The organism is Acinetobacter sp. ANC 3832, assembly GCF_002135415.1.
In the GTDB taxonomy this organism is placed as follows: Bacteria; Pseudomonadota; Gammaproteobacteria; order Pseudomonadales; family Moraxellaceae; genus Acinetobacter.
Genome location: NZ_NEGJ01000004.1, coordinates 136206 through 151283 on the forward strand (window position 1 = coordinate 136206; position 15078 = coordinate 151283).

General features: G+C 35.8%; 18 protein-coding genes. 12 read left to right on the top strand and 6 right to left on the bottom strand.

Annotation, left to right across the window (positions count from 1 at the left end):
* Positions 1-52: 52 nt before the first annotated feature.
* Together B9T35_RS07265 and B9T35_RS07270 are read left to right on the top strand one after the other, a co-directional pair.
* Positions 53-481 (top strand): RidA family protein, encoded by a 429-nt coding sequence (locus B9T35_RS07265; protein ID WP_086190619.1) that lies wholly within the window; start codon positions 53-55, stop codon positions 479-481.
* Positions 482-502: 21 nt separating this feature from the next.
* Positions 503-1693 (top strand): MFS transporter, encoded by a 1191-nt coding sequence (locus B9T35_RS07270; RefSeq protein WP_086190455.1) that lies wholly within the window; start codon positions 503-505, stop codon positions 1691-1693.
* A gap of 65 nt (positions 1694-1758) precedes the next feature.
* Here the strand turns inward: B9T35_RS07270 and B9T35_RS07275 are convergent, their stop codons facing one another.
* Complete coding sequence (locus B9T35_RS07275; RefSeq protein ID WP_086190456.1) at positions 1759-2403, bottom strand: HEPN domain-containing protein; 645 nt, start codon at positions 2401-2403, stop codon at positions 1759-1761.
* Positions 2404-3767: 1364 nt separating this feature from the next.
* Between B9T35_RS07275 and B9T35_RS07280 the strand changes: the two genes are divergently transcribed.
* The 3 genes from B9T35_RS07280 (at position 3768) to B9T35_RS07290 (ending at position 5367) form a co-directional block, all read left to right on the top strand.
* Positions 3768-4193, top strand: a complete 426-nt coding sequence (locus B9T35_RS07280) for an organic hydroperoxide resistance protein (RefSeq protein ID WP_086190457.1) — start codon at positions 3768-3770, stop codon at positions 4191-4193.
* Between the two features lie 10 nt (positions 4194-4203).
* Positions 4204-4635 (top strand): MarR family winged helix-turn-helix transcriptional regulator, encoded by a 432-nt coding sequence (locus B9T35_RS07285; protein ID WP_086190458.1) that lies wholly within the window; start codon positions 4204-4206, stop codon positions 4633-4635.
* 99 nt (positions 4636-4734) lie between these two features.
* Positions 4735-5367, top strand: coding sequence for a glutathione S-transferase family protein (locus B9T35_RS07290; RefSeq protein WP_086190459.1), 633 nt, complete (start codon positions 4735-4737; stop codon positions 5365-5367).
* 101 nt (positions 5368-5468) lie between these two features.
* Here the strand turns inward: B9T35_RS07290 and arsH are convergent, their stop codons facing one another.
* The 3 genes from arsH to B9T35_RS07305 are packed head-to-tail and all read right to left on the bottom strand — an operon-like array spanning position 5469 to position 7548.
* Positions 5469-6173 (bottom strand): arsenical resistance protein ArsH, encoded by a 705-nt coding sequence (gene arsH / locus B9T35_RS07295; protein ID WP_086190460.1) that lies wholly within the window; start codon positions 6171-6173, stop codon positions 5469-5471.
* A gap of 6 nt (positions 6174-6179) precedes the next feature.
* Positions 6180-7220 (bottom strand): ACR3 family arsenite efflux transporter, encoded by a 1041-nt coding sequence (gene arsB / locus B9T35_RS07300; RefSeq protein ID WP_086190461.1) that lies wholly within the window; start codon positions 7218-7220, stop codon positions 6180-6182.
* 4 nt (positions 7221-7224) lie between these two features.
* The gene (locus tag B9T35_RS07305; RefSeq protein ID WP_086190462.1) at positions 7225-7548 is read right to left on the bottom strand and encodes an ArsR/SmtB family transcription factor; all 324 of its coding nucleotides are present in this window, start codon (positions 7546-7548) and stop codon (positions 7225-7227) included.
* 82 nt (positions 7549-7630) lie between these two features.
* Between B9T35_RS07305 and arsC the strand changes: the two genes are divergently transcribed.
* Entirely contained in the window at positions 7631-8059 is a 429-nt protein-coding gene (gene arsC / locus B9T35_RS07310) for an arsenate reductase (glutaredoxin) (RefSeq protein WP_086190463.1), read from the top strand.
* A 218-nt stretch (positions 8060-8277) separates the two neighbouring features.
* Here arsC and B9T35_RS07315 read toward each other — a convergent pair whose 3' ends face one another.
* Positions 8278-9333, bottom strand: a complete 1056-nt coding sequence (locus tag B9T35_RS07315) for a phage portal protein (protein WP_086190464.1) — start codon at positions 9331-9333, stop codon at positions 8278-8280.
* Positions 9330-11111, bottom strand: coding sequence for a terminase large subunit domain-containing protein (locus B9T35_RS07320; protein WP_086190465.1), 1782 nt, complete (start codon positions 11109-11111; stop codon positions 9330-9332). The genes B9T35_RS07315 and B9T35_RS07320 overlap by 4 nt, the downstream gene beginning before the upstream one ends.
* A gap of 138 nt (positions 11112-11249) precedes the next feature.
* Between B9T35_RS07320 and B9T35_RS07325 the strand changes: the two genes are divergently transcribed.
* Genes B9T35_RS07325 through B9T35_RS07350 form a run of 6 tightly spaced genes read left to right on the top strand, consistent with a single transcriptional unit; the run spans position 11250 to position 15075 of the window.
* Positions 11250-12134, top strand: coding sequence for a GPO family capsid scaffolding protein (locus B9T35_RS07325; RefSeq protein ID WP_086190466.1), 885 nt, complete (start codon positions 11250-11252; stop codon positions 12132-12134).
* A gap of 18 nt (positions 12135-12152) precedes the next feature.
* Entirely contained in the window at positions 12153-13181 is a 1029-nt protein-coding gene (locus B9T35_RS07330; protein WP_086190467.1) for a phage major capsid protein, P2 family, read from the top strand.
* Positions 13181-14050: a phage terminase small subunit gene (gene gpM, locus B9T35_RS07335; RefSeq protein WP_086190468.1), complete on the top strand. Its 870-nt coding sequence runs from the start codon at positions 13181-13183 to the stop codon at positions 14048-14050. The genes B9T35_RS07330 and gpM overlap by 1 nt, the downstream gene beginning before the upstream one ends.
* Positions 14051-14053: 3 nt before the next feature.
* Positions 14054-14461: a head completion/stabilization protein gene (locus B9T35_RS07340; protein WP_086190469.1), complete on the top strand. Its 408-nt coding sequence runs from the start codon at positions 14054-14056 to the stop codon at positions 14459-14461.
* Entirely contained in the window at positions 14458-14661 is a 204-nt protein-coding gene (locus tag B9T35_RS07345; RefSeq protein WP_086190470.1) for a tail protein X, read from the top strand. The genes B9T35_RS07340 and B9T35_RS07345 overlap by 4 nt, the downstream gene beginning before the upstream one ends.
* Before the next feature lie 39 nt (positions 14662-14700).
* A complete protein-coding gene (locus tag B9T35_RS07350; protein ID WP_086190471.1) occupies positions 14701-15075 on the top strand; it encodes a hypothetical protein in 375 nt (124 codons plus the stop codon).
* The last annotated feature ends 3 nt before the right edge of the window (positions 15076-15078 follow it).

The window sequence follows — 15078 nt, forward strand, 5'->3', positions numbered from 1 at the left end:
TAACTTGAGCTTTGATACTAACAAAATTCTTAAACTAATGATGCACAATATGATGAACTCAAAGCATGGATTCCCACTCAAGTCATTTGAATTGATTAACCCAAATACACTTTATAATCCACGACCATTTGCGTATAGTCACATCGCTGAAGTAAAACACTTTTTACGTATACTTCACATCTCAGGACAAGGTGGTGAAAACCAACGAGGACAATTATCTCAAAGTTTTGCAGAACAAACCCAACAAACTTTTTTAAATTTAAAAAGTGCGTTGGAAGCAGCAGATGCATCACTTTTAGATATTGCAGTATTAAGAATTTTAGTGGTCGATCACAGCCCTAAAAAGCACCAGTTTTTAATTCAGGAAATGCAACAACTTTGGAAAGATCAAACTTTCCCTGCTTGTACCCTTATTCCTGTTCCGTGTCTTGCTCTACCCAGTATGCTCATTGAAATTGAAGCTACTGCATATTGTATTTAACAGAACAAGTTCGGGAATTTTATGAATCCTTCTCTCGATATCAGCCAAAATAAACCCTTATTATGGTTGATGGCAATTGCTTGCGGTTTATGCGCAGGTGCAAACTACTATTGCCAACCTTTAGTACATTCCATTCAACTATATTTCAATGTTCCTGAATCACAAGTTGCGTTAACCGTGACTTTTGCTCAAGTCTCCTATGCCCTTGGACTTTTATTTATTGTTCCAATGGGCGACATTGTCAATAAAACCAAATTCATTCCTCTACTCATGTTTTTTGCTGCTATTGGCTTATTAATTTGTGCTTTTGCGGTGAATTTACCCATGCTTTGGGTCGGAACCATTATTGCCGGATTATTTTCGGTTGCAGCTCAAGTGTTGATTCCATTGGCAACTATGGCAGTCAAACCTGAAAAAACAGGAGAAGTTGTTGGCTTCCTCATGAGTGGTTTATTGGTCGGTCTATTACTTTCAACCAGTTTGGCGGGATTACTTTCTAATTTATTTAATTGGAAACTAATTTATATCGTCAGTGCTGTACTCATGCTGATTATCGCATTTTTACTTAAAGCAAAATTGCCCCAAGTACCGATCATGAAAATGAGTTATGCCAAAATTTTCCAATCTATGGGAAGTTTAATGAAAGAAGAACGTCGTTTGCTCTATCGTTCTTTAATTGGTGGCTTTGCTTTTGCAGCGATGAGCATCTTATTTTCAACCATTGCTGTGTTACTCACTTCCGAACCTTTCAATCTGCCCGATGTTCTCGTCGGTGTAGCCACTTTAATTGGTGTATTTGGCGCTTTATCTACGACAAAAATTGGGAAAATTGCAGACCGTGGATATACTAAGACACTAACATGGGCAGGTATAGCTACACTTGCCATCAGTTGGATCTTCCTTTATTTCGGTGGTCAATCTCTCATCAGCTATATTATTGGTTATGGTGTGATTAACTTTGGTTTAGCAACAGTGCATAGTAGTAATCAAAATATTATCTTTCGCTTACGACCTGATGCTAAATCACGTATTAACTCGATTTATATGACTTTCTACTTTATTGGTGGCGCATGTGGATCTGCGCTTGGCGTTTACGCATGGCATCATGGTGGATGGTCGATGACTTGTCTGGTCGGGCTTTGTTTAGTGATTGGTTCAGCTTTCTTTGCGCTATTGGATATGCTTTATCATTCAAAAACTCAAATCGCTTAGTACCACGTCTAAGTTCTATTTAAGATAAATACTAGACCTCCCTTTTAAACGGGAGGTTTTTTGAATTAAGAAACTTGTACCACTGGATAAAATGGCATACCTAAATCTAAGGTTTTGGCATTTTCTAAAAGTACATAAATAAAGACAGGCAACAAGGCAGATAAAATATTACATGCATCTTGCAACTGTTTACGATTTACAGAGCTATTATATGTTGCTCCGCCATGCATGATCTGATTTCGTAAAGTATAAAGACGATTGAAAATTACAAATAAAATATCTACTGTATCTTTTTCTTGCAGTGCTCGACTGACCTTATTCTTCTCTTTATTAAAATCTTCTTTCCATGCCAATTCGCTGACTTTTTTATTTTGATAATCCCAGAACGATTGAAAAACATAAGGGTTATCTAATAAAAGTCGAATTGGCTGACTAAATTTTTCCCAAATAATATTATAAATTTTATGTTCATCGTCAGCACGACAGATCACCGTTAAAAACTGTCGAAAAGATTGTCGATCTTGAATTACACCTAAATCTTGAGCATAGATGGCATTAAACGATACCCAAAGACCAATAAACTTTAGATCAAGATCATTATCGAGTTCAACGGATTTTTTTAACCAACTTAATCCACGATGAATCCTTAAATTGAATTGATCTGATTGTTCACACTTTTTACTTTTGAATATTTCTTCTAAAACCAACATGATTTTCCCCAATCATTATTCTTTTCATCTTCAACATATCCAGTTTTTACTTTGCTCACAATGCGACCAAGGTGAATATTTTTAATTTTTAAGGATATGAATCATATGGTTAAAGTCATCTAATAATACTACCCATTCAGTTGACTGTCGCTTTTAGCATAAACCACGTATAATTCTGCGCTCTCGATTTTTTACGTTTTAGGTCTCATTTATGTCTTCAATCCACTCTTTACAACCACGTATTTCGGTTGCGCCTATGATGGACTGGACTAAAAACTAAACAAAAATAATATTAATTAATAACTTATAACGACAAAACGTAAAATAGTAGCAACGTAGTTGCAAAAACCACTAAAAAACCAACTAAATAGCTAAATTAAATACATATCAATTAATTACTAAATATCTGAATTTTAAATAAAAAAACACTAAGCCTAAGCATTGTATTTAAGAGATTTTATCTTAATACTATCACTCAAAAAGCATCATTTATTTCATCTAAATTACTTATAACAATTGATATGAATATAGCAATGATCTGTATTGATATGCGTAATTAATTTAAAAGGTTGAGTAGATATTTTTGAAATAAAATGCATTAGGCTAAAATTTCACATCATAAAAAAAACAGGTTACTTTGGTTACCAACAATTAAAATAGTAGCTATCTATATGTATTTATTAATATTATATCTATTTTATAAAAGTTACTTTTAGGTTACTTTGAGGTTACCAGTAACCCGTTTTTCAGGTTACCAATAGTAACCTATTAAATATTTGTTTTTACTATATTTATTAATTTTAAAAGTGCTCTGGTAACCCGTGGTAACCTAATAAAAGTTACCACTTTTTATTATATAAATTAACAATTTAAGTATTACTTAAAGCCTTGGTAACCTAAATTGAACTTTTATTTTTAGAGTTAATAAAATAAGTAATTAGTTCTCTTTATTCTATTTTTTTAAATCGCATCAAACTGCATCTATTTGCATCAAAAATAACAAACAATAATTGAGCTAATCCCTATTAGACATAGGCTTCTTACGAAATTTATCATTGCATCAAAAACGAGACATTTAGTAAGTGTGCAGGTGGGAGAGGAGACTGCGTTTGGCTCCTAAATTCAAAAATCATTACAGCAATAGATGGCTATCTTCAATGCATTTGATATTTATCTAAATTTGCAAAAGATACGGATAAGCCCACAGGATGTTGGGCTTTTTTATTCGTAATTATTTTCTCTACTACAAGTGTCAAATTTAAGAAAAACTTATAACGCTGAATTTTTAAAATTTGACATATATAAATTATTGAGTAATTATATTGCTATCAATTTAATTGCTAGCTAAACAAATAGGCACTATGATGAGCACTCTATATTCAACACAAGTTAAAGCAGTTGGCGGTCGTAACGGAAATGTACATAGCCAGGATGATTTATTAAATCTTAATCTTTCTTTACCAAAAGAATTAGGTGGTAAAGGTAATGCAACAAACCCTGAACAATTATTTGCAGCTGGTTATGCATCTTGTTTTGGTAATGCTGTCATCCATGTATCAAGAAATAAAAATAATAAAGTTCGCGATAATGATATTGAAGTAATTGCTACAGTTGGGATGAAATCAAATGATCAGGGCGGTTTCGCTTTAACAGTAGCACTTGATGTAACGATTGCAGATCTAGATCAAAAAACTGCTGAATTAATTGTCAGTGAAGCAGATAAGGTTTGCCCTTACTCGAATGCAATTCGAGGTAATATAGACGTATCGCTCACTGTAAAAACTCGATAAAGATTTCTATATGTCTAATGATCATCTAAAGCTAGATAAGCAGTTATGTTTTCCTTTGTATGCTGCATCAAACTTACTAGTAAAAGTATATAGGCCTTTACTGGAACCTTTAGGTCTTACTTATTCCCAATATTTAGTAATGCTTGTGTTATGGGAACGTGATTCTGTAAGTGTAGGTGATCTTGGACATTGCTTGTATTTAGATAGTGGTACTTTGACGCCATTACTTAAGCGTATGGAAAGCTCTGGTTTTATTAACCGCCGAAGAGACTCTAATGATGAACGAAGAGTTTTAGTATCGCTTACGACTAAAGGGTCAGAGATAAAGGAACTTGCTGTAGATATTCCCAATAAACTTTCCGAACAGTTAAATATATCTGATATTGGCGAATTAAGAAGTGAAATACAGTCATTAGTCCAATCACTGGCAAAAGCCGTATAAATCTTTATTAGATATAATAATACTTTTATAAATAAGGGATCGACTTATAAAAGTAATCTAGATAATTAAACCATTCAATTTTAAAAGGCAGAAATTGTTTTGATTACATTGCACCATTTAGACCAATCACGTTCTTTTCGTATACTTTGGTTATTGGAAGAAATTAAACAACCATATGAGCTAAAAAAATATTATCGAGACTCAATCACTCATTTAGCTCCAGAATCTTTAAAAGACATCCATGCATTGGGTAAATCTCCAGTGATTGAATGGAATGGAAAAGTAATTATTGAATCTGGTGCAATTGTTGAATTATTAATTCAAAAACTAGCGCCTCAGTTAGCTCCTGCTCTTGATGAATCAGATTATGCGGATTATTTACAATGGATTCATTTTTCTGAAAGTTCGGCAATGGTGCCTTACTTGTTAAAAATATTTAATTCTATTGAGAGTCAACATGGCACTAATTTAGTATTTTTAGAGAATTATGCTCAAGTAGAATTTGACAAAGTTTTTAGTTTTTTAAATAACTATTTAGAAAATAAACAATACTTTGTTTCCAATCGCTTAACTGGTGCAGATTTTATGATGGGCTTTGCATTAAATAGTCTAATTTATACATTAAATCAAGCGGAAAATTATCCTCATATTAAAAGTTATGTGGATGGTTTAACAAAGCTAGATAGTTGGAAAAATGCTATTGAAATTGAAAACTCTTTAAGTTTAAAGTGAGAAAATTAAACATGCTTAAAGTTTAAAATTTGATAAAAAAGGGAGCTTAAAGCTCCCATTTTTGACTTCGCATAAGGTGTATTATGTTAATTTTAGAAAAGCTAAATACTTTTTTGATTTACACGGTTTGATAATTCTTCAGCACTTTCTATACGTTCAGAATAACGATCTGTTAAATATGCAGATTGCCCCCTAGTAAGTAGTGTGAACTTAAATAACTCCTCCATTACATCAACAATACGAGTGTAATAAGAAGATGATTTCATACGATCATTTTCATCAAATTCCATAAATGCTTTTGGAATAGAAGACTGATTAGGTATGGTAATCATACGCATCCAACGACCTAAAATACGTAATTGATTAACTGTATTAAAGGACTGAGAGCCACCACATACCTGCATCACAGCAAGCGTTTTTCCTTGCGTAGCTCGGATTGCACCTGCTGCTAATGGAATCCAGTCAATTTGAGCCTTAAAAATAGAACTCATAGAGCCGTGTCGTTCAGGTGAACACCAAACCATGCCCTCAGACCAAACTAATAGCTCATGTAGTTCTTTTACTTTTGGATGATCTGTATCGGCATCTTCGGGTAAAGGCAAACCTTTTGGATGGAAGATTTTTACCTCTGCGCCAAAATGTTCCAAAATCCGACCTGCTTCTTGCACAGCTAATCGGCTAAATGATTTTTCACGATTAGAGCCATAAAGAAGCAAAATACGAGGGGGATGTTCAAGCAGTTTTGCTTGAACTTGTTCTAATGTCGGGTGCTCAAGAAGATTTAAATCTACATTTGGGAGATTCATTAGATATTAGACCTCTTTAAAATATTTGTTTCTCAACCATAGAGAAACACTGACTAATCCAATTAAAACGGGTACTTCAACTAAAGGACCAATAACTGTAGTAAATGCTACAGGTGATGCTAACCCAAAGGTGGCAATGGCTACAGCAAGAGCTAATTCAAAATTATTACCTGCTGCGGTAAAAGAAATGGCTGTAGTCTTCGGATAATCATTCCCCATCCATTTGCTCATAAAAAAGCTAATGAAGAACATCAAAACAAAGTAAATAATCAAAGGAATAGCGATTCTGACAACATCTAAAGGCAGGCTGACGACTTCACCACCTTTAAGGCTAAACATAGCAACAATCGTAAATAAAAGCGCAATAAGGCTAATTGGACTGATCTTTGGAATAAACCTGTTTTGATACCAGTTTAAACCTTTACGTTTCACTAGAATCTGACGGGTTAAGAAGCCAAGTAAAAATGGAATTCCTAAATAAACTAAAACTGCATGTGTAATCGTCCAAAAGCTCACAGTAATAATCTGAGCTTCTACACCAAAAAATGGCGGTAAAAAGGTTAAAAATAACCAAGCATAAGTACTAAAAAAGAGAATTTGAAAAATACTATTAAACGCAACTAAAGCAGCCACATATTGGTTATCACCACAGGCTAGACCATTCCATACCAATACCATTGCAATACATCGAGCTAAACCAATAAGGATTAAGCCAGTCATATATTCAGGATAGGATTGAAGGAATATCAGGGCTAAAGCAAACATCAAGCATGGTGCAATTACCCAATTTTGTACTAATGATAAAGCCAATGTACGTTTGTCTTTAAACACCTGTGGCAATGTCGCATAGTCTACTTTTGCCAATGGTGGATACATCATCAAGATCAAACCTATCGCAATAGGGATATTAACTGAATCAATACTCATGCTATTTAAAACACTAGATGCTTGAGGGAAAAACACACCAATTCCAACACCAAATGCCATAGCAATAAAAATCCATAATGTTAGATTTTTATCCAAAAATGAAATTTTAGAAGTAGTCATTCTATTACTCTTTAAATGATTCACAAGTGACTGAAACAGTAGAACTTAATTTTTTAGTATCACTCTGATCCGCAATAATATTTATGATGTTTTTTGCCCATATTGGTAAATCAGGATTTAAACTGTAATACACCCATTGCCCCTTTCTTTGATCTAAAAGGATGCCTAAATTTCTTAATAATGCTAAATGACGAGAAATTTTAGGCTGACTAAGATCCAGTTGCTCCGAGAACTCACAAACACAGACGTTATTTTTGGCAATGACTAACTGCAAAATATCTAAACGGGTTGGATCTGAAAGACATTTAAAGAAATCTGTTTGATTCATATTTATAAGCCATCATATTTACTATTGCGAATATACGCATATCCATATATAAAGGCAATAAGATATATTCATAGAGAAAACTATGCCCCACCTTATAACGATTTATCACAATCCTGCTTGTGGAACTTCTAGAAATACGCTCGCTCTTATTCAAAATACAGGACAAGAGCCTTTAATCATCGAATATTTAAAAACACCTCCATCAAAAGAGGAACTCATCAAATTGATTCAAGAATCAGGATTATCTGTGCGTGAAGCTTTACGAAAGAATGTAGAGCCTTATGAAAATTTAAAACTAGACGACCACCATTGGACCGATGAAGCACTTATTTCTGCAATGCTAGATCATCCTATTTTAATCAATAGACCCTTTGTCGTTACAGAACTTGGTACAAGACTATGCAGACCTTCTGAGGTCATTTTAGATATTCTTTCAGCTCCACAATTGCAAGCCTTTAGTAAAGAAGATGGTGAGCAAATCATTAACCAAGATGGCAACAGAATTAAGTAAGTTTTTTTATCCTCTATTACATTATGTGCGCTTAAGCTCACAATAATTTAAGAATTTTGCCAATATGTAGAATAAAAGAACTTTCTATAATACGTAAATCAGGAACATGATGTTCCGACAAAGATAATAAGATAAAGTACACGGAGTGTCAGGTACAGGTACGGAAAAAGCCCAACAGGATGTTGGGCTTTTTTTTATAAGAAGATTATTAATTTTAACTATTCTTGTGTAGGTAAAAGCTCATAATTCTTGAATCGAATCACTTCAATACCTAAACACTCATTGATTTGTTTAAGTAAGTTTTGATAAAAAACTATTTCATTGTAATAAAAAACTTTTGCAGCTTTTTCAATATCTCCAAACCCACCTGCATTTTGCGGTACTACACCAATCAATTGAGGTGGTATGCGATGCCCTGCAAGTTGATCGTCTCGACTGGCTATCTTAATATTATAAAATTCATCTTTAGCAGCAACCTCAGCCAGTGGGATGACTTTCACCCCATCTTTAGTTCCCCCTGGTGTATAAATTAGTAAATTCTTAAAATTGCCTGCTCCTTTTGAATTTTCGAGTGAATCTTCTAAATCATCGACATCTTGCTGAGTTTGTAATGCATCGGTCATGTGTAAAATAAAACCTGCATGAGCCCCATTTTTATAATAACGACGACGGAATAATGTCGCAGCTTCATTGAGCAATATTGCATTTACACTACTCAGATAATTGGGTATGCCATAAATTTCCTGCCCAATATCCGTTTCAAAAATATGGATCATATCTTGAGATTCAAATTTAAAATTATTGATCTGGTCATAGCCCAGTTGATAATAACTGACTAAATCTAAGCCTCTTCGCATATTAAGTGCAGGTCTAGAACCAAGCCCAACGATTCCACCAAAACGATTTCGCTTTACATGCACATAACAGTTGGCAAAAGTTAAAAGATTTAAAGCCAATGCATTAAATTCATGGCGGCTTAATAACGGATGAGGGATGTAATCACTGGTTAGAATATTACGTTTTACAATTAAAGCACTGGTGTGATGACTCGTTGCTCTGAACAATTTTGCCGTGGCCAACATATCGTATGGTAATTCATACCAATCTAACCATTTCGGACAATAACCATATTCAAATAAAGCATGACCATCTAATACAGGTTCTGCCTCCCCAAAATTTTTGCAAATAACTTTGCTTGTAGAAACAGGCAGTTCTTGCTTTTGCGACAAACCGAACCGATCCAATTGCTGATGGAGCATTGATTTTATATTCATGAATTAAATACTCTGATTCGGCTGAGTGTTGCGCCATGTTGAGAGGGATCTGTGATGTCGACAATAGGGGCTTTTTCTAAACCATTCATAATTGCCCAAGCCAAATCTCCATGCCCATTTTCAGCAGAACGACTGGTAACTAACGTTTTATTACCACCGCCACTAGTCATGGCTTTTTTAATAGAAAGAAAGGCTTTAGCAACAGTGGTTAGACCTGCATCGAAATTGAGTCGTCTTTTTTGAAATAATTCTTTAGCTCTAAGCCCCATACGAATTTTTAATTCAGGGTTATAGTTAAGCCTAGTTAATGCAGGGAAAAACTTAGATACATACTCAGAAACAGCAAGGCCATTACCTGTATTATCAATTCCAATAAAAGTGACTTTATAACGCCCACAAACTTTTTTAATATATAAAGATTGCTCTTGAGCTGTTTGTCCTTTGAATTGTTTTACTTCAAGTATTCGATAGGGAGACAAAGGTGTTGGAGGTGGAGCAATTACCGCAAGTGCAGCATTATCACCTGTAAATGACGGATCATAACCAATCCATACTTCACCTTGATAATGTGGTGTTTCATTCGGATTAAAATCATTCCATATTTCCCATGAATCTACCATATTCGGAATGATATCTTTCAGTGGAAAATAAGAACCTGAATCATCAATAAAATCACAATCAAATAAATTTGCAAACTCTTCATCGCCATATTCAGCAAGCAAGTCATCTCGATCAAATAAATCACAACCTTTCGCTTCGGCTGCATCCAAAGTCACAATTTGACGAGTCTTTCTATCCGCACATTTGACTGGCATTTTTAATGCGATTTTGCTGACATCAATTTCAATCGGTAATTTACGCTTACTATCTGTCCCCGTCCAAAATGCATAGGCTTCATGCAAAATACTGGAAGGTGTAGACATATAAATTTGCTTATACATTTTTTGCGATGCCATCGCAGAAGCAACTTTTTTAAACTTTAAGAAACTACGAATCCAAAAAAACTCATCCATGATGACATCGCCATGACGGCCTTGAGCTGTTAAAGCATTTGTACCTAAATAATATAAACTCGCTTGGCCATTTGGTCCGTTAACAACAATAGGATCTCCAGTCAGTTCAACACCAATCACTTCTAAACAAAATGCTTTGATATATTCAATAAATTGAAAAGCTTGTGCTCTTGAAGCAGACATAAAAATTTTATTCTTACCTGTTTTAAGTAAGTCAATAAAAGCCCATAGTGCAATAATATAAGTTGCCCCAATCTGGCGAGATTTCAACAGAATAAAAATTCGTGACCATGAAAGAGCATCCATCCATTCTTGTTGATATAAGAATAAAAATTCATTAAATGCTTGTTCAAGTAGAACTAAATCTTCTTCGGTAATTTGGTTTTTAAGTTTCCGTTTTTTCGGCTTATGATTACGATTTTCAAGCTTCGGATTCAGATCTGCCTGCGTACCACCTTGACGGTATCTTTCTATTTTTGCCCATCTTTCAAATTGAACACCAATAAAATCTATTTCTTTATAAGTGGCATTACTCTTATTTTCCATAAAAGTTAGTGCTAAATATCGGACTTTAAGTCCCAGTGTTACATCATCAAATAAATCAGATTTTTCCCATCCATCACGCTGTTTCCAACTTTCAACAGTCGCACGATTCTCCGTTAATTGTTTTGCAATTTCAGATACAGCCATCCCCATCGCAAACAAAATTCTGCCATGTTGCCGTGGATTGATATTTTCAAACGTAATCGGATGCGATGTATTCATGCGCCTAATGTAGCGCTAGGTATTCATTTTCAACGAATAGAAAAATCCTGTTTAAGCTTTAAACAGGATTCAAATCGTTGCGACCTCCCTACCCTCACAAGCAGACTGCATACATCAGAAACATAGATGGAAATTTAAATGGGACTAGCAGGAGAAGGACGTGTAGAAAAACGCTTTCGTGTTGCCCGTGAAGGTCAAACAGTGGATGGTCGAGAACTGACTCGCCAAGAAGTTCAAGACATGGCTGATACATATAATCCTGAGCATTATGCAGGACGAATCAACATTGAACATTTTTCAGGTTGGTCACCAGAACCACCCTTCAATGCTTATGGCGACATTGTCAAAGTTGAAGCACTTGAAGAAAGTGGAAAGCTCTGCCTATACAACACTATTTCTGCCCTGCCAAATTTTTTGGCCATGAACAAAAATGGACAAAAAATTTATCCGTCAATTGAGTTCTATCGCAATTTCGCAGGGACCAATAAAGCTTATCAAGTGGGTCTAGGCATGACCGATCAACCTGCCTCTTTAGGTACTCAAGCCATTAAATTTTCAACCAGTCAATTTGCATTACGAACTCAACCTAACTCGGAGATTTATATGTCACTGACAGCTCCAACTGAACAAAACCATTCAGTTCCAACAGATCAAAAAGGATTCTTAGAACAATTAAAAACCTTACTGACACCAACAGCGAAACTACCTGAAGTTGAAGACGATTTTAAAGCAGTTATGACCCAAGGTTTAGTGGCAGCTTTGAATGGAATTAAGGACTTAAATGAAAAATTTAATACTTTAAATACAACTCCTGTAGTGGTGGCAAAACCAATAGAACTACCCATACCTATGACCCAAAATACTGAGCAGCAGGCAACACCGCCAGATCAGCTTAGCCAAGCACTCGCACCCATTTTGCAATCTCTTCAAGGCTTACAAACGCAATTCACACAACTTTCAACGACTCCAGTCAATAATCCACCTGCTGCTGCAGGTGGTGATGTTGACCGTGTTGATTATTAATCAAGGAATTTATCAATTATGGCAGTCGTTCTTAGTTCCATCGCACGCACAAAATTATCCGCTTATATGGCAGATATTGCCCGTGCCAATCAGGTAGAAGATGTTCGACATAGTTTTGCTGTGCAACCTGTTCCAGAACAAAAAATTATTGCTGCTTATCAAGAGTCTGCGGACTTTTTAAAGCAAATTAATGTTTTCCCTGTTGATAATGCAATAGGTCAAAAAATCGGTATGCTCATCGGTACCACAATTGCAGGTACGACAGATACTCGTGTCAAACCACGTACCCCAACCGCAGTGGGTGTATTAGATTTACTGGATGAATATAACTGCACCCAAACCAACTATGATGTTGCTTATTATTGGTCATTACTCAATGCATGGAAGCACCATCCAGAATTCAAAGCTAAGCTGCAAGCAATGGTCATCAATGCTGTTGCACTAGATAAGCTTTGTATTGGTTGGAATGGTGTATATCGTGCGCCGACTTCAGATCGAGTAGCGAATCCCCTTTTACAAGATGTTAAAAAGGGATGGTTGCAAAAAATTCGTGATACCGCTCCAGAACAACATTACGAAGGGATTGATGACGGCACAGGTAAATTGGTCACCAAAATTGGCGCAGGCAATGAATTCAAAACACTGGATGGCTTAGTTGAATATGCAATTGAAGAATATATTGCCGTCCAGCACCGTGAAAGTGGCTTAGTTGCAATTTGTGGCCGTGGCGTACTGAGTGACAAATATTTGCCTTTGCTCAACACCATTCAAGACCCAACAGAACAATTAGCAGCACGTACTATTTATGCAAATAAGCAATTGGGTACTTTACGTGCTCTACATGTACCCAATTTCCCTGCAAAAACGATTCTAATTACTCATCCCAAAAACCTTTCAATATACCTTCAATCAGGCACTTTAGTCCGTTCTATTGCGGAACAGCCAGAGTGGGATCGTGCAGTCGACTTTCAGTCTGTAAATGAAGACTTTGTCGTTGAAGACTATACCAAGTGTGTGCTCATCGAAAATATTGAGGTACAAGGCTAATGGCAAATTCAATGCGTGAGCATCGTGAAAAAATGCTCGCAATCAAAGCACAAAAGCAAGCACAAAGCCCAGATCCACGCTTACGAAAAAAAGCAGTAATTATGGGTATTGATCCTGGTGCACTAGAGGGTGATCAAACTATTGCAAGCACCCTATCTTCACCAACTGCAAATATTGAACTACGCTTGTTCAATCACATGAACCAATTGAAAGAAACTAAGTCAACTCAGGAAAAAATTGCCAAGAAAAAAGAATGGCTTCCTGAATATCTAGGTTATATCGATGGCTGTTTAGCAGTTTCCCCTTCTGCTCAAAATACAACGCTTGTCACCTTAATGGTTTGGGCTGTTGATGCAGGTGAATATGAACTTGCAGTTCGTATTGCTGAATACGCCATTCTCAATGACATGGTCATGCCTGAAGGACATGCCCGTGGTATTGCTGAATTTGTCACAGAACAATGCGCTATTGATTTTTGTGATGATACTGACCTTGCAACGGCTCATGCTGAACTGATTAAAAAAATTATTGAGCTGGGTGTCGGTGAGCAAATGGTAGACCAAGCCCGTGCAAAAATTTTCAGAGCCTTGGGTGATGCATTAAAAGATGCTCAGCCGATAGAAGCACAAAATGCGTATAAAAATGCCTTGCGACTTGATAGTAAAGTTGGCTGTAAAAAAGATCTCATAGCCCTTGAAAAACTATTGATGAAGCAAACAACCGAGTCGTCTCCCGACGCCACTGTCGGCTCGCAGGCTGACACATCTACAGCACAAACTGTTGATGCTTCAGTTCCTGCGTCCACCGACTCTAATGTCATTGCAGATCAATCTACTACAGCAATTGACAGCACAGTGTCTACGGAATAAGCCATGTTACTAAATGCTCCTGTAACCGATAGCGAAGTACAGAATCCTGATAATGAACGACCCAATATCAGCATTACAGATTTATTGGCGCAGGTACGTTTAGATCAATCCAAGGGTGAACTTTTTCTCACTGAAAAAATTATCCTTGCAATGGATAACATCAATGATCAAACCATTGGCCTAAATATCGAAACTGAAACTCAAATTCGATACTACAAACGTGCAGTGTGCTATGAAGCTGCTGCACTTATCTGTGAAGATAATTTAGATTTTGATACCACAACAACAGGTCAAAGCCGTGGTGAAAATCAACAAGTTAAAACCCAAGCCTTACGTCGTACTGTTAATTACAGTATCGGTAAATTAATCAGTAAAGGCAGCCCTAAACGTAATCGAGTGAAGCTGATATGAATACTGTCAAAGCTTTACAAAATGATACTTTCGATTCAATTGCTTATCGCTACTACGGTCAACAATCTATCGTGATGTTAGCTGCCTTACTTGAGGAAAACTCACTACGTCAAAATGTGATTTTACAAGAACATCAAATCATAAATTTACCTGAGCTTACTCAGGCCCAACGTACTCAAACACTTAAATTATGGGACTAAGTTATGTTAAAGCGCATAACACCCCAAAAGGGGAAACCGATGAATGATCCGCTTTCGATAAAGGGATTACCTTGGATTTTAAAAATTATTGCAGCAATCATGGGCGCAATTTTAGCCCTAATTTTAAGTGGCGATATTGATACTCAAGGTCGTATCAAAATCACTATTGGCGTGATTTTAAAATTTGCAATTAGTGTCAGCATTTCCTTATATGGCGGTGCTGCATGTATTGAATACTATCAATTACAGCAATATTCACACATGACACAAGGTTTTGTAATGCTGCTATTTGCTGTATTTGGCATGTTACTCATTGGTATTTGGTACCAGTCTATGCAGTTACTTAAAGGTAAAACTTTCAGTGAAATTATTATTGAAGTGAAAGCTGCTTTTGCTGCAATGTTTAATAAATAAGAG